The sequence below is a fragment of the Pelomonas sp. Root405 genome, from assembly GCF_001425165.1.
Taxonomy (GTDB): Bacteria; Pseudomonadota; Gammaproteobacteria; order Burkholderiales; family Burkholderiaceae_C; genus Pelomonas.
This window is the reverse complement of record NZ_LMDU01000001.1, coordinates 853,814-871,528: the sequence shown is the minus strand read 5'-3', so window position 1 is coordinate 871,528 and position 17,715 is coordinate 853,814. Positions and strand designations below refer to the sequence as shown.

The 17,715-nt window shown below is 67.8% G+C and carries 12 protein-coding genes; 9 read left to right on the top strand and 3 right to left on the bottom strand.

Annotation, left to right across the window (positions count from 1 at the left end):
* Positions 1-147 precede the first annotated feature (147 nt).
* Complete coding sequence (locus ASC81_RS03885) at positions 148-1,293, bottom strand: M12 family metallopeptidase (protein ID WP_156391720.1); 1,146 nt, start codon at positions 1,291-1,293, stop codon at positions 148-150.
* Positions 1,294-1,615: 322 nt separating this feature from the next.
* Here ASC81_RS03885 and ASC81_RS03880 point away from each other — a divergent pair, with 322 nt between their 5' ends.
* On the top strand, positions 1,616-3,442 hold the full coding sequence (locus ASC81_RS03880; RefSeq protein WP_056262930.1) for a rhamnogalacturonan lyase B N-terminal domain-containing protein: 1,827 nt from the start codon (positions 1,616-1,618) through the stop codon (positions 3,440-3,442).
* Positions 3,439-4,101 carry a hypothetical protein gene (locus tag ASC81_RS03875; protein WP_056262927.1) on the top strand — a complete coding sequence of 221 codons (663 nt, stop codon included), beginning with the start codon at positions 3,439-3,441 and terminating at the stop codon, positions 4,099-4,101. Before ASC81_RS03880 ends, ASC81_RS03875 begins: the two co-directional genes overlap by 4 nt.
* 323 nt (positions 4,102-4,424) lie before the next feature.
* Here ASC81_RS03875 and ASC81_RS03870 read toward each other — a convergent pair whose 3' ends face one another.
* Together ASC81_RS03870 and ASC81_RS03865 are read right to left on the bottom strand one after the other, a co-directional pair.
* Positions 4,425-5,807 carry an FGGY-family carbohydrate kinase gene (locus tag ASC81_RS03870; protein ID WP_082536232.1) on the bottom strand — a complete coding sequence of 461 codons (1,383 nt, stop codon included), beginning with the start codon at positions 5,805-5,807 and terminating at the stop codon, positions 4,425-4,427.
* A complete protein-coding gene (locus ASC81_RS03865) occupies positions 5,804-6,682 on the bottom strand; it encodes a DeoR/GlpR family DNA-binding transcription regulator (protein ID WP_056262923.1) in 879 nt (292 codons plus the stop codon). The genes ASC81_RS03870 and ASC81_RS03865 overlap by 4 nt, the downstream gene beginning before the upstream one ends.
* Before the next feature lie 482 nt (positions 6,683-7,164).
* Between ASC81_RS03865 and ASC81_RS03860 the strand changes: the two genes are divergently transcribed.
* The 7 genes from ASC81_RS03860 (at position 7,165) to ASC81_RS03830 (ending at position 17,708) form a co-directional block, all read left to right on the top strand.
* The gene (locus tag ASC81_RS03860) at positions 7,165-9,285 is read left to right on the top strand and encodes a bifunctional rhamnulose-1-phosphate aldolase/short-chain dehydrogenase (RefSeq protein ID WP_056262921.1); all 2,121 of its coding nucleotides are present in this window, start codon (positions 7,165-7,167) and stop codon (positions 9,283-9,285) included.
* A 14-nt stretch (positions 9,286-9,299) separates the two neighbouring features.
* Positions 9,300-10,598 (top strand): L-rhamnose catabolism isomerase, encoded by a 1,299-nt coding sequence (rhaI, locus tag ASC81_RS03855; protein ID WP_056262919.1) that lies wholly within the window; start codon positions 9,300-9,302, stop codon positions 10,596-10,598.
* The gene (locus ASC81_RS03850) at positions 10,598-11,980 is read left to right on the top strand and encodes a glycoside hydrolase family 28 protein (protein ID WP_056262917.1); all 1,383 of its coding nucleotides are present in this window, start codon (positions 10,598-10,600) and stop codon (positions 11,978-11,980) included. Before rhaI ends, ASC81_RS03850 begins: the two co-directional genes overlap by 1 nt.
* A gap of 18 nt (positions 11,981-11,998) precedes the next feature.
* Entirely contained in the window at positions 11,999-12,322 is a 324-nt protein-coding gene (locus tag ASC81_RS03845; protein ID WP_056262914.1) for an L-rhamnose mutarotase, read from the top strand.
* Positions 12,286-13,041 (top strand): DUF6250 domain-containing protein, encoded by a 756-nt coding sequence (locus ASC81_RS03840; RefSeq protein ID WP_056262913.1) that lies wholly within the window; start codon positions 12,286-12,288, stop codon positions 13,039-13,041. Before ASC81_RS03845 ends, ASC81_RS03840 begins: the two co-directional genes overlap by 37 nt.
* Complete coding sequence (locus ASC81_RS03835; protein WP_056262911.1) at positions 13,038-14,870, top strand: glycoside hydrolase family 2 protein; 1,833 nt, start codon at positions 13,038-13,040, stop codon at positions 14,868-14,870. Before ASC81_RS03840 ends, ASC81_RS03835 begins: the two co-directional genes overlap by 4 nt.
* A gap of 111 nt (positions 14,871-14,981) precedes the next feature.
* Positions 14,982-17,708 carry a hypothetical protein gene (locus tag ASC81_RS03830; RefSeq protein WP_056262907.1) on the top strand — a complete coding sequence of 909 codons (2,727 nt, stop codon included), beginning with the start codon at positions 14,982-14,984 and terminating at the stop codon, positions 17,706-17,708.
* Positions 17,709-17,715 lie beyond the last annotated feature (7 nt).

Here is a 17,715-nt window from a genome sequence, read left to right as displayed (position 1 = left end):
GAAGCAACGCCGCCAGCGGCTCGAAGCGCCAGCCCAGCGGGCGTGCAGCGTTGGCCACCGAAGTGGTGATGATCGAAAAGTGCCCGTGCTGTTGAGCCGCCAGGGCCTTCGGTGTGTAGCGAGCGGTCGACCGCCGGGTCTAGGCTTCTACCACCACATGACGGCCGTCTCGGCCGCCGCCGCCGCGTAGTACAGCCGCGCGCGCAGCACATAGGTGCGGCCGCGCTGCAGCCGGAGCTTGAGCTGGGCGTTGCGGTCCTCGCCGCTGTCGTCGTCTCCGGCGCGGAACTTCAGGTCACCGCCCACCTCCTCGAACAGCGCCAGCAGCGTGTCGGCCTCGCCGAAGGTGGCGAGCTGGTAGTTGCGCGTGCGCTGCGGCTTGAGGCGCAGGTCGATCTGCTGGCCCGCCGCGATCTGCAGCCGGCGCGATTCCGCCAGCACCAGCTCACCGAGCTCGTTGACCGGCGGCTGGCCGGGGTAGATCTTGCGCACCTGGGCGATGTCGTGCGCCGACAGGCCGCCCGGCGGCTGCAGCGGCTCGGCACGGAACTTCTCCGGCTGCAAGATGAGGCCGGGGCCGAAGGGGTAGTGCATGACGGATTCCGGGTCCCAGGTCGTGCCTTCCACGGTGGTGTCGTCCAGCTTGCGCAGGATGTTGAAGTGGGTCTTCTGGCGCGACCAGTTGTTCGGCGGCGCCGCCAGCGCGGCATAGACCTTCTCCTCGTCCCAGACGATGCCGGAGAAGGGGTTCTGGTGCTCGTGGTTGAAGCCCAGCGTGTGGCCGATCTCATGGATGGCCGTGTCGAGGTCCTGCGTCACGTCCCAGCCGATGTTCATCGTGCGCTCGTCGGCCGCGATGTCCAGCAGCGCCCGCCCGACATAGGACCAGCTGCCGTCGCCGGCCATGAAGCCGATGCGCACGGTGGCCTGCTCACGGGTCGGCACCTCACGGAAGCGGAGGCCCAGGCCGAGCTTGGCCCAGGCGTCGAAGGCCTTGCGCACGGCCTGCTTCTGCTCCGCCGCTCCGGCCCAGGACACGAAGCGGCTGCTGCCGTCGGCCAGCATCACCGTCTGGCCGTCGCTGGGCTGGTCGTAGAAGTAGTAAGCCAGCTCGGTGCCGTTGAGCCACTTGTCGCGCAGCGAGTTGATGGCAGACGCCCGCTCGCCGAACACCTCGGGCCCGGCGGCCCGCGGCAGGCCCGGGCGCACATTGCAGTAGTGGTAGGCATAGCGCGGCGGCTGGGCATCGCCCTCGGCGGCGGCGCGGCGGGTGCTGCTGGACATGGTGGCCATGAAAGTCTCCCCAGGGGCGAAGGTGGTCGCTTCAGCTTAGGCAATGAGCCGCGTCGCCGTACTCGGCAAACTGGGGGGAACCCGGGCGCGGCGTCCTTCCGATGCAGGATGAACTGGGCCGCGCCATTGCAATTTCTGCGGTTTGAGGGCCGGGCTGATCGTGGGCCGTTATCGCCAGTGCCTCGCGCGGGGCGGCCGTGCGGCAGCGCCCCCAAACGCTCAAGCGGTTGAGTACACGCGTGGCATGGCCCTGCCTAGAGTCCGCTCCCACCGAAGCGGTGACCCGCTCGGCCGTGAAAAACGACACAAACCAGGAGACAAGATGAACCCGACAAGCACGCGCCCGCCCTGGGCGCGCTGGCTGGCCGCAGGCCTGCTCGCCACGCTGGCACCGGCCGCGATGGCCGCCTTCAGCATCACCACCGTGCACGACGGCAACAACGCCGCGCGGCCGCAGTACGTCATCGACACCGACGGCGGCCTGGTCTTCAAGGTGCGCGGCTATGACAGCAGCAACACGACCGCCGTCGGCGACCTGTCCAGCATCGTCTACAAGGGCGTCGAGTACGCCGACCCCACGCGCGGCACGCAACTCAACTCCGGCGCCGACTGGCTCTACAACGGCGTCAGCGCCGTCGGCCTGAAGGTCGAGGCCGTCAGCGCCAACGGCACCGTGACGCCAGCCTCCACCGCCAACGGTGGCGTGGTCAACGCCAGCGACTACATCCGCGTGACCCTCACCAGCACCAGCACCAAGGGCGGCGTGCTGACCCACTACTACGTGGTGAAGCGGGGCGAGTCCAACATCCACATGGGCACGCATTTCACCGAGCAGCCCGACGTGCACGGCCTGGTGCGCTTCATCGCGCGCATCCCCGTTTCCAAGCTGCCCAACGGCGGCCCGGCCCATGCGGCCGGCGGCCTGATCACCTACGGCGGCGAGAGCTTCTGGGCCGAAGACCTGCGCGGCACCAGCGGCGCCATCGAGGCCAGCGACGTGTTCGGCTTCCCGGCCACCGACCCGCGTTTTGGCCAGTCGCGTTCCAAGCACTACGCCAACCGCCGCCTGAAGGACTGGGAGTTCGTCGGCGGCAGCGGCCCCGGCGTGGGCGTCTGGTTCTGGCGCGACAACAACGAGGGCGGCTCCAGCGGCCCGTTTTACCGCAGCCTGCTGCAGCAGATCACCAGCACGCACAACGAGCTGACCTACATCGTCAACTACGGCGAGGCACAGACGGAGCCCTTCCGCCTGAACGTGCTGAACACCTACACAATGATCTTCAACGACGGCACGCCGCCGACTGCCAGGCCCGACACCAGCTGGTACGGCAACGTCGGCCTGCTGGGCTACGTGCCGCCGCTGGGCCGTGGCTCGGTCAGCGTGGCCGGCCTGACCGGCCGCGCCGCGGGCGTGCCCTACACCGTGGGCTTCGCCAATGCGCAGGCGCAGTACTACGCCGACGCCGACCCCGTGGATGGCCACGTCACCGCCAACGGCATGCTGCCGGGCAACTACACGATGACGGTCTACAAGGGCGAACTCGCCGTGCAGACCCTGCCCGTGACGGTGACGGCCAACACCAGCTTTGCGCTGAACCCGGTCGCCATCACCGGCGACCCGGAGGTCACGCCGGCGCTGTGGCGCATCGGCCGCTGGGACGGCACGCCGCAGGAGTTCATCAACGGCGACAAGCTGACCTTCATGCACCCGAGTGACGTGCGCATGGCGTCGTGGAACGTCGGCCCCTTCGTCATCGGCCAGTCCAACGCCGCCACGCATTGGCCGGCGTATCAGTGGAAGGATGTCAACAACGCGCTGCAGGTGCGCTTCACGCTGCGCCGCGGCCAGAACACCGCACCCCTGCGCCTGCGCCTGGGCATCACCGCCGACTTCAACGGCGCCCGCCCCCAGGTGACGGTCAACAGCTGGAGTTCGGCGATTCCGCCCGCACCGCCCAAGGTCTCACGCAACCTGACGGTGGGTACCTATCGCGGCTTCAACCGCACCTACACCTTCGACATTCCCGCCGCCCAGCTGGTCGTCGGCACCAATGTGCTGACCATCAACACCGTCAGCGGGACCGCCGGCGCGCGCTTCCTGAGCCCGGCGCTGTCCTTCGACGCCATCGACCTGGTATCCGCCCAATGAAATCCATCGCACCTCTCCTGGCGACGCTGCTCGCCCTGCCCGCCGCGGCGGCCGTCGTGCAGACCACGGGCGCCGGCAGCGCCACGCCGGGTGCTGCGCATCTGGCCTACACGGCCGACTTCGAGACCAACCTGAACCTCGACAGCCCGTGGTCCGAAGGCGGCCTGCTGTTCAGCCATACGGGCTTGGACAACGACAACGGCGGCTGCGGCTATGCCGGTGGCAACTGCGTCGACCTGGGCGCTGGCGAAAGCTACAGCCAGGCCTTCACAGGCAACTACTTCGCCACGGCCGGCACCAACGCCTACCTGTCGATCCGCAGCCTGGGCGCCCAACTCAACGGCATCGAGTTCGCCGTCGACTCGGGCTACCTCAGCATCCATGTCATGTGGCAGACCTGGCTGGACGGTGCCTTGACCGGCAGCGGCCGGGTCTCGCTGGGTGCGGCTGGGGTCGGCGATGTGCTCGGCTTGAGCGACGCGGTCGGCTTCAACGAGGTGCGCGTCTACGCCTTCGACAGCGCGACGGACACGGCGGGGTACAGCGTGCCGGCGATTGACAGCGTGAGGGCGTTCACGATTGCGGAGCCCGGGTCGTTGGCATTGGCGGCGCTGGCGGGGTTGGGGGTGGCGGGCTTGCGCCGCCGCCGGGCCGTCTAAGCCACTACCGCTGCATTCCATCAGTGGTGCCGGGAGTTCGCCCCGGCGGGCGACCTACTTTCTGGCTGTTGAAGGCAACCTCCCCTTCTAAACCGCCGAGAAGCGCAGACGCCCAGGGCGCGCGCGCAGCGCGCTTCGACAACTGACTTCGCGCAGCTGTCTGAACGCAGCGTAGCGAAGTGAGTTCTGCACGTGCCCTGGGCTTCGAGCATCGCAGGGCAGCCCACAGGGCCGGTTTTGCAGGGGAGAGCTTCTTGCCTACTTTTTGGCGGCGCAAAAAGTAGGTCGCCCGCCGGGGCGAAATCCCGGCTGGGCCTCACGCGTCAAGCCGCTCTTGCCGCAGCTCGCCAAGCATCTCGGTAATCCGTCCATCCCGCCGGACACCAAGGCGTCACGGGCGCCGAGCCGGCTTCAGCCTGGCGCCCCCAGGCAGTCAGCAACCACGCCCCACAAGTCGTGCCACTGCTGTCATCCGACACCGTCACGTCCCGCCCCTCCGACAACCCCGCCAGCAACGGCCCGAACCAAGCATTGGCCGTGAAGGCGCCTTCAACGACCACGCGCCCACTGGCACCCAACGAAGCCAGGCAATGGTCCGTCATCAGCACCACGTACAGGGTCGCCAGCGCGGCACGCTCTGCATCCGTTTCCGGCAAGGCGCCATCGACCCGCCCGACCCGCCCTGCGAACGGCCCGCCCGTCTCCGCAAAGCAAGGCAACGCCATCGTCTGCCGCGCAATCAGCCGCTCCACGTCCTCAGCAGCAAACGTCGCCGGCTGCTCGCCCGCGATCACGCCGAACTCGCGCCCACCCATGAAGCGCATGCAGGGCACGGCGTCGCCGAAGACATTGCAATTGGCCAGCATGTCCTGCGCCTCGTCTAGGGGCCGGGTCGCAGAACCCAGCGCCGCGGCAATGACCCAGGTGCCGGTGGACAACACCGTGCACGGCCCGCTCTGCTGCAGCGTCAGCAGGTGGCGCAGCAGCGAGGCATTGCTGTCGTGGATGCCGCAGACGATTTCGCAATCGGCCGGCAGCCCGGTGTCTGCGACGACATCGGCGCGCAACGCACCCAACCGCGCCCATGCATCGCGGCGCGGCGGAAAAAGGTGTTGCCAGCCCCGGCACTCGACCAGCGACGACCATGCACCCTCGGCCGGCCGCCACAGGTCGGTGTGGCAGCCCAGCGAAGTGACCTCGCTGGCCGCGACACCGCTGAAGCGCCAGGCCCAATACTGCGGGTACATCAGCACATGTCTGGCGCGCGCGAACTCGGCGGGAAAGTGCGCCTGCAACCATTCCAGCTGACGGCCGAGGTTCAAGCCGGCGGGCAGTTGCGGCGAGCCGCTCTCCGCGAACGCCGGCCGCAGCGCTGCATAACGCGCCGCGTCGGCGGCGTCGCCCGGCACATGCTCGTAGTCCAGCACCGGCAACACCAGGCCCGCGTCATCGATCAGCGCCGCCGTAGCGCCATGCGTGACCGGCACGATGGCGCGGATGCCGGCCAGCGCGGACAGCTCGCGCAGCTGGCCCAGCATCCAGGCCCACAGCCGCTCCGTGTCGTGGTGCGGGTAGGGGCCGTCACGTTTGACGGTGTTTGGCGTGCGCGCCTCGGCCAGTGTCTTGCCGGCGGCGTCGATCAGCGTCAGCTTGGCATTGGTCTTGCCGATGTCGAGGACGACTGTCCCACGCACCGCTGGGTTCAAGAGTGCAGCCCCGCGTGGTGGTAGGCGCCGGCCTCCAGCACGGCCGCATAGTCACGCGAGCTCATGGCCGAGGCCGCCGCCACCCGAGGGTCCACGGCTTCGGGCTCCACGGTGATGACGCGCACGCCGTAATGCTCCAGCAGCTGCACGGCGCTGTCGGAGGCGCCGGTGTCGGTGATGACGGTGGACACGCGGTTCAGCCCGCACAACACCAGGCCGGCCTTGCGCTGGAACTTGGAGCTGTCCACCAGCACGACCAGTTCTTCGGCCTGGCCGATGAGGCGCTTCTCGGCCTGGATCAGCAGCGGGTCGGCTTCCATCAGGCCCAGGATGGACAGGCCGTAGACGCCCATGAACATCTTGGCCGCGTAATGGTGCTGCGCGACGTCGTTCTCGAACGGGCTGAGGATGACGTTCTGCTCGCGATAGACCTTGCCGCCGGGCAGGATGATTTCGTTGTCGCTGGTGACGAGCAGGCGCTCGGCCATAAGGAATGAATTGGTGAGAATCTTCAGCTGTTTCTCGACGAGAAACTCCGCCATCATGAAAGTCGTCGTACCGCCATTGATGATGATGGTTTCGCCGTTATTGCACATCGACGTGGCATAACGGGCGATGGCGCGTTTGGCGGCGCCATGCTGCTGGATATTGTTCTGGAATGTCTCACTGGTCAGTGCATAAGATTTTTTCTTCTGCTCCAACCTTTGGGCGCCACCGCGGGTGCGCGTCAACTGGTTTTTCGCCGCCAGCCACGAGATATCCCGCCGCACTGTCGCGGCCGAAGCCGACAACCATTCCATCAATTGCTGAACGCTGGCGTTCTCGCGCTCGTCCAGCAGTTTGAGCAGGCGCTTGTGGCGCTTGTGATTGATCATGAAGTCACCTTTATCGGGCGCCTTGGCACTCAGCGTTGGCGACCGTTGTCTCGTCGTTATGTCACCCAACCCTCTTGCATGCCGGGGCGGGCGTCGCTTGCCTTCGGCAGCCGGCTGGGGCCGGGCGCCTGATCGCGGCCGTCGGGCGTAGGCGCCGACCGCTGGAACCTCGCTCGCTCCGCTCACAACCGCTCAAGTGACCGGCCCGGCGAGGGGTGAAACGCAGTTCCGAAATGCAGATTACGTCAGGCACATGACGAGGTCAATCAGCAAACGCTCACGGCCGTGAGCGTTTGCTGAGCGATTGGCCACCGCGCTGAGCTTTCGCTCATCCTTTTGATTTACTGCTGCGGCCCCGCGCAGGCACAGTCGTTTCGGCTCACACTGCGCCCCGTTTCCTTGATGAATCTCCCGCTATGGCGGGTCCCGAGCCGCATGCCGCGGCCGCTGGGATGAAATATCGACCGAATACAGGCAAGCCGATGACTGCAAATTCCCAAACCGCCGCCGAATCCTCCGCGAAGGCTCCCATCGTTTCCAAGTGGGACGATGCCGTCGCCGCCAAGATGAGCGAACCCGAACTGCTGCTCTATCGCTCCAATCTGCTCGGCTCTGATTTGCGGGTGACGAATTTCGGTGGCGGCAATACCTCGGCCAAGGTCATGATGCGCGACCACCTGACCGGCGAAGACGTCGAAGTGCTGTGGGTCAAGGGTTCCGGCGGCGACCTGGGCAGCATCAAGCTGGATGGTTTCTCCACGCTCTACATGGACAAGCTGAATGCGCTGAAGAAGCGTTATCGCGGCCTGGAACATGAAGACGAGATGGTGGATTACCTGCCGCACTGCACGTTCAACCTGAACCCGCGTGCCGCGAGTATCGATACCCCTCTGCACGCCTATATCCCGAAGAAGCATGTCGACCACATGCACCCGGACGCGATCATCGCCATCGCCGCCTGCGCCGACAGCAAGCGCCTGACTGCAACGATCTTCGGCGGCCAACTGGGCTGGCTGCCCTGGCAGCGCCCCGGCTACGACCTCGGCCTGAAGCTTGAAGCCCTGGCCACGTCGCAGCCCAACCTCAAGGGCATCATCCTGGAAGGCCACGGCCTGTTCACCTGGGGCGACACCGCCAAGTCCTGCTACGAGATCACGCTGGAGATGATCCGCCTGGCCGAGCAGTGGCTGGCCGAGAACATCAAGCAGCCGGTGTTCGGCGGCGTCAAGACCATCACCCTGCCGGCCGAGCAGCGCGCGGCACTGGCCGCCAAGCTGATGCCCGCGCTGCGCGGCCGCATCAGCGCCAGCGAACGCAAGCTGGGCGACTTCAACGACAGCGACGTGGTGCTGGAGTTCGTCGGCAGCAACGACCTCGCCAAGCTGGCCGCGCTGGGCACGTCCTGCCCCGACCACTTCCTGCGCACCAAGATCCGCCCGCTGGTGCTGGACTTCGACCCGGCCAACCCCGATGTCGACGCCGTGCTGGCCGGCCTGGACGCCGCGCTGGAGGCCTACCGTGCCGACTACCGTGCCTATCACGAGCGCTGCAAGCGGCCTAGCAGCCCGGCCGTGCGGGATGCCAACCCCATCATCTACCTGATCCCCGGCGTGGGCATGCTGTCCTTTGCCAAGGACAAGGCCACCGCGCGCATCGCCGGCGAGTTCTACATCAACGCCATCAACGTCATGCGCGGCGCCAATGGCGTGGACACCTATGTCGGCCTGCCCGAGCAGGAAGCTTTCGACATTGAGTACTGGCTGCTTGAAGAAGCAAAGCTGCAGCGCATGCCCAAGCCCAAGAGCATGGCCGGCCGCGTGGCCCTGGTCACCGGCGGTGCCGGTGGCATCGGCCAGGCTGTCGCTCGCCAGCTGCTGCAGGAAGGCGCCTGCGTCATGCTGACCGACATCGACGGCGAGGCGCTAGAAGAAGCCAGCAAGGCGCTCATCAAGGTCGGCGGCAAGGACGCCGTGGCCGCCGTGCGCGGCGACATCACCTCCGAAGCGGAAGTGGAAGCCCTGATCGCGGCCACGGCTCTGCGCTTCGGCGGCCTGGACATCCTCGTCTCCAACGCCGGCATCGCCTCCGCCGCGCCGCTGGAGGACACCTCGCTGGAAATCTGGAACCGCAACCAGAACATCCTCGTGACCGGCTACTTCCTCGTCAGCCGCGCCGCCTTCCGCCTGCTCAAGCAGCAGAAGATCGGCGGCAGCATGGTGTTCGTGGCCAGCAAGAACGGGCTCGTCGCGTCCGCTGGCGCTTCGGCCTACTGCACGGCCAAGGCGGCCGAGATCCACTTGGCCCGCTGCATCGCGCTGGAAGGCGCGGCCATCGGCGTGCGCGTCAACGTCGTCAACCCCGACGCCGTCATCCGCGGCTCGCGCATCTGGGACGGCAAGTGGAAGGAAGAGCGCGCCGCGTCGAACAAGATTGACAGCGACAACATCGAAGAGTTCTACCGCCAGCGCAGCATGCTCAAGCTCAGCGTGCTGCCCGAGGACATTGCCGAGGCGGTGTATTTCCTGGCAAGCGACAAAGCCGGCAAGAGCACCGGCAACATCTTGAACGTGGACGCCGGCAATGCCGCTGCGTTTACGCGTTGAGGCAGGAGACACACATGACGACGAACATCATCGACGCCGGCCAGGTCGAGCAACACAACGCCAGCCAGCGCGCCAATCTGCAGGCCGACTACGACGCGCTGGGCGGCATGCTGTCCCGCCGCGGCGTGGACATCGAGGCGCTGACCGCCACCGCCCAGACCTTCGCCGTGGCCCTGCCCAGCTGGGGCGTCGGCACCGGCGGCACGCGCTTCGCGCGGTTCCCCGGCAAAGGCGAGCCGCGCGACGTGACCGAAAAGCTGGAAGACTGCGCCGTCATCCACCAGCTGACGCGCGCCACGCCCACGGTGTCGCTGCATTTCCCCTGGGACAAGCCGAGCGACCCCAAGGGCCTGCGCCAGCAGGCCGACAGCCTGGGCCTGTCCTTCGACGCGGTGAACTCCAACACCTTCCAGGACCAGGCCGGCCAGGCCCACACCTACAAGTACGGCAGCCTCACCGCACAAAGCGCCGCTGCCCGCGAGCAGGCCGTGGCGCACAACATCGAGTGCATCGAGCTGGGCAAGGCACTGGGCTCCAAGGGCCTGACGGTGTGGGTCGGCGACGGCGCCAACTTCCCCGGCCAGCACAACCTGCGCGGCTCGCTGGAGCGCTACCTGGACTCCGCCCGCGGCATCTACGCCGCGCTGCCGGACGACTGGCTGATGTACATCGAGCACAAGCTGTTCGAGCCGGCGTTCTACTGCACCGTCATCGCCGACTGGGGCACCAGCTTCGCCGCCGCGCAAACGCTGGGCGAGAAGGCCAAGTGCCTGGTGGACCTGGGCCATCACGCGCCCAACACCAACATCGAGATGATCGTGGCGCGCCTGGCTCAGTTCGGCAAGCTTGGCGGCTTCCACTTCAACGACAGCAAGTACGGCGACGACGACCTGGACTCCGGGAGCATCGACCCCTTCCAGCTCTTCCTCGTCTTCAACGAGCTGGCCGATGCCGCCGAACGCGACGGCGCGGCATTCAAGCCGGCCTACATGCTGGATCAGTCGCACAACGTGACCGACCCCATCGAGAGCCTGATGCAGAGCGCCGTCGAGGTGCAGCGCGCTTTCGTGCAGGCCGCGCTGGTGGACCGCAAGGCGCTGGCCGGCTACCAGGAAGCCAACGACGCACTGCAGTCCGCGCAGGCGCTGAAAAAGGCCTTCCGCACGGACGTGAGCCCCATCCTCGCGATGGCGCGGCTGCGCAGCGGCGCGGCCATTGATCCGGTCGCGGCCTACCGCGCCAGCGGCTATCGCGAGCAGGCTGCGGTGAAGCGCCCGCCCAAGGCCGGCGCGTCGGGCAGCGGCATCGTCTGATGACGCGGGCTTGCGTGGAAGCGCAGGCCTTCGGTGCACTCGGTGACGGGTGCACGCTCAACACCCGCGCCCTGCAGGCCGCCATCGATTCGGCGGCCCTTCAGGGCGCGGAGTTGCGTCTGGGCCCCGGCGTCTACCTGACCGGCTCGCTGTTCCTGAAGAGTGGCATGTCGCTGAGGCTCGACCGCGGCGCCACGTTGCTCGGCTCACGGGATTTGGCGGACTACCCGCTGCTGCCCACCCGCGTCGCCGGCATCGAGATGCGCTGGCCGGCGGCCCTCGTCAACATCTACGGCGAGCATGACGTGGGGCTTGTCGGCGAAGGTTGCATCGACGGCGACGGGCAGGTGTTCTGGGACAGCTACTGGGCACTGCGCGCCACCTACGAACCACGCGGCCTGCGCTGGGCGTCGGACTACGACTGCCAGCGCCCGCGGCTCGTGCAGGTCTTCGAATCAGCCCGCGTGAACATTGGCGACGGCCTGCTGCTGCGCCGCTCGGGCTTCTGGACGCTGCACCTCTGCTACTCGGAAGACGTGACCGTCGACCGCATCACCATCCGCAACAACGACGAAGCGCGCGGCCCGTCGACGGACGGCATCGACATCGACTCCTCGCGCCGCGTGACCATCCGCCATGCCGACATCGCCGTCAACGACGACGCGCTGTGCCTGAAGGCCGGCCGCGACGCCGATGGCCTGCGCGTCGCGCGACCCTGCGAAGACATCACCATCAGCGACTGCATCGTCCGCGAGGGCGCCGCCGGCCTCACCTTCGGCAGCGAGACCTCGGGCGGCTTCCGGCGCATCACGGCGGAGCGGATCGCGGTGCATGCGCCGGTGCCGGTGGGCCTGCTGTTCAAGAGTGCGCCCACGCGCGGCGGCTTTGTCGAGGACGTGTCAATCAGCGACCTTAGCTTGCACGATGTGCCGGTCGTGATGCGCGCGACGATGAACTGGAACCCGGCCTACAGCCAGGCGCAGATTCCCGACGCCGAACGAGCGAACGCACCGCCGCACTGGCTGGCGATGGCCCAGCCCGTGTCGCGCGAGCAAGGCTGCACGCGCGTCGAGGGCGTGCGCATCCAGCGCCTCACCGCGCGCGGCGCCGAGGTCGCCTTTGAGGTCGACGCGACGGCCGAGGTGCCGCTGCGCCGGTTCGATTTCCGCAGCATCGATATCGAGGCGCGACGCGGTGGCCATGTGCAGGACGCGCTGGCCTGGCACTTCGACGGCGACTGCCGCCTGCAGCTCGGTTCGCCCATCTCCGTGGGGGAAAGCTGCCAGATAGCCGGCCTTGCCCCCGCGAATTGGCGCGTTGACAGCGAACTGCGCCGCCGCGACGTCTCGGCCCTGCCGATGGCCGAGCAAGACGTTCAATAAAGACAAGGAGACCAGCCAATGAGCGACGAGATTCGCGCCTTCAAGATGCAGCTGAAACCCGGCGTGGTGGCCGAGTACAAGAAACGCCATGACGAGCTGTGGCCCGATTTGGCCGAGGCGCTGCGTGGCGCCGGCATCTTTGATTACTCCATCTTCCTGGACGAAAGCACGCTGAGCCTGTTCGCCGTGCTCAAGCTCAAGGCGGGCATGCCTATTGACGAGCTGCCGACGCTGCCCGTCATGCGACGCTGGTGGGACTACATGGCCCCGCTGATGGAAGTCGAAGCCGACAACAAGCCGCGCCAATGGGCACTGCCCTCCGTCTTTCACTTTGCGGGCTGATCCTCAGCATCCCGCTGACCGCAGCGGCATGGTGCGAGGCGCCCAAGAAGCTGGAGCAGATCGCCGCTGACGACTTCCGCGCCGGCCTCGCCCGCTGGCGGCTCGAGGCCGAGGACGAGCGCGCCGTCGTCACCGTCCAGAACGGCGTGCTCGACATCGCCACGCCCGCCGGCCTGAGCCTGTGGTGGCGCGAGCCACTGTCGGGCGATTACGCTATCCGCTTCACCGCCCTCGCCCTGCCCGCACCCGTCAGCGCCGGGCCGCATGCCGGCCGGCTGTCGGACCTGAACATGTTCTGGAATGCGCTCGAAGCCGACGGCAGCGCGCCCTACCCGCGCAGCGGCAAGTTCGCCGGCTACGACACGCTGCCGAGCTACTACGTCGGCTTCGGCGCCAACGCCAACACGACGACCCGACTACGCCACTACACCGGCAGTGAGCGTCGCCTGCTAACTGGCTATGCAGACGGCGCCATTGCCGAGCCGGGCGAAGCCCCGATGACCGCGCAGACCCGGCTGCACGCCGGCCAACCACTCACCGTCGAGATTGTTTCGCGCCAACCCACGGCCAGCGACCCTGTTCATCTGCGCTGGCGTGCCGGCAGCAACGAACTCTTTACACGCGCGGACGCCAATGCGCGCCTGCACGGCTACTTCGCGTTCCGCACGACGGCCAGCCGCCTGCAGATCCGCGACTTCCAGGTTCTCCAATGCCGATGAAACACCTGCTGCTCCTGCTCGGCCTCGCCGCCTCCGTCGCCCACGCCGCCGATACCCTGCGCCCGCCCCTGCTGCTCACCGGCCAGCGCGCCGACGTGCAGGACCTGTCCGGCCGCTGGACCTACTCCAAGGACTACTACCGCACCGGCCTGACCGACATCAACGGCTGGGTCGCCAAGTCGCGCATGCAGCGCCACCGCGATCTCGACATCGCCGCCGAAGAGGCCAAGCCCGGCACTGCCTTCTTCGAGTTCGACCTCGACCGCGGTCCGGCCATGCAGATCCCCGGCGCCTGGAACTCGGCCGAGCCCGAGCTGCGCTACTACGACGGGCTGATCTGGTTCCAGCGCCGCTTCGACGTGCCCGCCGTCAAGCCGGGGGAGCGCAGCTTCCTGCGCTTCGAGGCCGTCAACTACCGTGCCTACGTCTACGTCAACGGCAAGGAAGTCGGCCGACACGAAGGCGGCTTCACGCCCTTCGTGCTGGAGGTGACGGACGCGCTGCGCGCGCAAGGCAATCGCCTCGTCGTCGGCGTCGACTCCAAGCACGACGCGCAGAGCATCCCGGGCGAGATCACTGATTGGGACCTGTACGGCGGCATCACGCGGCCGGTCAAGCTGATCCGCACGCCCGCCACCTTCATCGAAGACGCGACGCTGCGCCTGACCGATTCCGGCCGGCTGGTGGGCAGCGTGCAGCTCAACGGTGCGCAGGCGGCCAGGCAGCCGGTCACCGTGCAGATCAACGCGCTGGGCATCAAGGCGCAGGCGACGACGGACGCCAACGGCGAGGCCCGCTTCGACGTCGCCGCGCCGGCCACGCTGAAGCGCTGGACGCCGGAGTCGCCGCAGCTCTACGCCGTGCGCTTTGCGAGCGGCGCCGACGCTGTCCACGAGCGCATGGGCTTTCGCACCATCGCCGTCAAGGGCAGCGAGATCCTGCTGAACGGCAAACCGGTGATGCTGCGCGGCGTGTCCATCCACGAGGAGGAACTCGGCGCCAACCCGGCCCGCCGCCTGACCGACTCTGCCGCGCGCGCGCTGCTCAGCGAGGTGAAGCTGGGCCTGAACGGCAACTACGTGCGCCTGTCGCACTATCCCCATTCCGAGACCATGCTGCGCGCGGCCGATGAGTTAGGGCTGCTGGTGTGGAGCGAGATCCCCGTCTACTGGACCGTCGACTGGGACAACCCCGCCGTGCTGCTCAAGGCCAGGCGCCAGCAGGCCGAGACGATCTTCCGTGACCGCAACCGCGCCGCGCTGGTGATGTGGAGCGTGGGCAACGAGACGCCGGTGGCCGACAACCGCACGCGCTTCCACGCCGCACTGGCGGCCACCGTGCGCGAGCTGGACCCGAGCCGGCTCATCAGCGCGGCGTTGCTGGTCAAGCGCGACGGCGACACGATACAGATCGCCGACCCGCTGCTGGCCCACCTGGACGTGATGGCCGTCAACAGCTACGCGGGCTGGTATGGCGACGACAAGCTGGAGGATCTGGCCAGGCTGAAGTGGGCGCTGCCGACCGACAAGCCGCTGATCGCCTCCGAGTTCGGCGCCGATGCGCTGGCGGGACACCACGACGGCAGCGCTGCACCGAAGAAGTGGTCCGAGGAATTCCAGGCCGCCTACTACCGCGAGACGCTGGCCATGCTGGCCCGCATCGCCAACCTGCGCGGCCTGTCGCCCTGGGTGCTGAAAGACTTCCGCTCGCCGCGTCGCGAGCACCCGGTCTTCCAGAATGGCTGGAACCGCAAGGGGCTGCTGTCAGAGACGGGGCAGCGCAAGTTGGCCTTTGATGTGCTGGCCGAGCACTACCGCAGCCTGAGATGAATATCAAAGGCAACCACAGAGGCACAGAGACACAGAGACACGGAGGAAATCGATGGTGGCTTTCTCTGTGCCTCTGTGCCTCTGCGGTTGCATTTCCTTTGGACAACCGACATGAACACACCCTTTTCCACCCGCCGCAGCTTCCTGCAGACCACGGCCGCCGCGTCGCTGGCTACATCGCTGCCCGCCGCCCAGGGAGCCACCGCCAACCTGCCTGGACCGGCCGCGCCCGTCGCCGACACCGTGCTGCGCTGGCTCGACGGCCAGGCGCCCGCGCGCTTCGAGGGAGCCACCTTCGGCGTGCCCTGGCCGCGCGGCCAGATCCGGTCCACCGCCAAGGCCTTGGACTTCAAGCTGGGCACACACCCCATCCAATCCTGGCCGCTGGCGTACTGGCCCGACGGCTCGTTGAAGTGGACGGCGCATGCAGTCGCAGGCGGCGTGCCGGCGGGCGAGTTGAAGCTGGACAACGGCAAGCCCGCAGCGGGCGGGTTGACCGTCAAGCAGACCGCCGCGCAGATCGTCGTCAGCGCCGGTGATCTGAGCTGGACCGTGCCCACGCGTGGCGAGGCGCTGATCGCCGAAGCCACCCGCGCCGGCCGCGTCACGCTGAAGAACATGCGGCTCATCGCGCTGCGCCAGGACGGCGCCGAGCCGGAGCTGGACGGCAAGACCGCCCGCCAGTCCTTCAGCAGCAAGGTCACCGCCGTCACCGTCGAGCAGCAGGGCCCCGTGCGCGCGGTGCTCAAGCTCGACGGTACCCATTCAGCGAATGGGCGCGACTGGCTGCCCTTCTCCGTGCGCCTGTACTTCTATGCCGGCGCCGAGAGCGTGCGCATCGTCCACACCTTTGTCTGGGACGGCGACCCGGCCAAGGACTTCATCGCCGGGCTGGGCGTGACGGCGCAGGTGCCCATGACCAACGCCACGCACGACCGCCATGTGCGCTTCTCGGGCGAAGGCGTCGGCGTGTGGGGCGAGGCCGTGCGGCCCATCACCGGCCTGCGCCGCGACCCCGGCAAGGCCTACCGGGACGCCCAGGTCGCCGGGCAGGCGCTGCCCGCGCTGTCCGGCATGGCCAAGACCGTGCAGGACGGCCTGAAGTGGGTTCCCGAGTGGGGCGACTTCTCGCTGTCGCAGCACAGCGCCGATGGCTTCACGCTGAAGAAGCGCACGGCACCGGGCCATGCCTGGATCGACTCGAACGGCGGCGGCCGCACCAAGGGCCTTGTCTATACAGGCGGCGCCTCGGGCGGCGTGGCGCTGGGCTTCAAGGACTTCTGGCAGCGCGCCCCCGTGCGCCTGGACGTACGTGGCGCGGCCGGCGAAATGGCCGACGTGACCGCCTGGCTGTACTCGCCCGCGGCCCCGGCGATGGACATGCGCTCCTACCGCTCGGCCGGCGAAATGGACACGCACGCCGAGCAGATCGAAGGCCTGAACATCACCTACGAGGACTACGAGGCGGGCTGGGACTCTTCCGTCGGCGTCGCCCGCACGAGCGAACTGCAGCTGTGGGTGCTGGCCGCCACGCCGTCGCACCAGGCGTTCTCCGACATGGCCGAGCAGGTCGCCAACCCCGCGCGGCCGGTGCTCACGCCGCAGCGCCTGCACGCGGCCGCGGTGTTTGGCGACTGGGATGTGGTCGGCACGCGCTCGCCAGCCCGCAAGCTCATCGAAGACCGCATGACGGTGCAGCTCGACCAGTACGTGAAGGAGGTCGCACAGCACCGCTGGTACGGCTTCTGGCACTACGGCGACGTCATGCACGCCTACGACGCCGACCGCCACATGTGGCGCTACGACATTGGCGGCTACGCCTGGGACAACTCGGAGCTGTCGACCGACCTGTGGCTTTGGTACAGCTATCTGCGCACGGGCCGCGCCGACATCTTCAAGCTGGCAGAGGCGATGACGCGCCACACCGGCGAAGTGGACGTCTATCACGCCGGCCCCTTCAAGGGTTTTGGCACCCGCCACGGCGTGCAGCACTGGTCGGACTCCTCCAAGCAGCCGCGCGTCTCCAACGCCGCCTATCGCCGCATCTACTTCTACCTGACCGCCGACGAGCGTTGCGGCGACCTGATCCGCGAGCTGCTGGACTCGGATGCCGACATCGACAAGGTCGACATCTCGCGCAAGCTGGCGAAGGACCCCTCGCGCGCGTCCGCGCCCGGCCTGCCCAACGCGTCCTTCGGCACCACCTGGGGCTCATGGATCGCGGCGTGGCTGACCGAGTGGGAGCGCACCGGCGACAAGCGCTGGCGCGACAAGCTTGTCAACGGCATGCAAAGCATCGGCGACCTGAAGCGCCGCTGGTTCGCGGGCGGCGCGCCCTACGACGCCAAGACCGGCAAGTTCAGCGGCCCGGGCGACCACGTCTCCATCTCGCACCTGAACGGCGTGTTCGGCGTCATCGAGATGAGCTCGGAGCTGCTGACGCTGGTGGACGTGCCCGCCTACCGCAAGGCCTGGCTGGAGTACTGCCGCTACTACAACGCGCCCCGGACGGAGCTGACGGCGCTGCTGGGCAAGGACCCGGGCAAGGTCAATCTGGCGGACACCGGCTCACGCATGACGGCCTATGCCGCCTTCCAGGAGAAGGACCGTGCGCTGGCGTTGCGCGCGTGGCGCGAGTTCTTCTCGTCGAGCGCGCTGAAGGGTGATGCGAAGACGCGGCGCATCGCTGGCGTGGACGTGCTGCGGCCGCTGGACGAACAGGCCGGCATCAGCACGAATGGGTCGGCGCAGTGGGGGCTGGCGGCCATCCAGAACCTGGCGTTGGTGGGTGATTCGCTGGACGAGGCCGCGAAGGCGGCCGGGCTGGTAGCGGGCTGAATCGAAA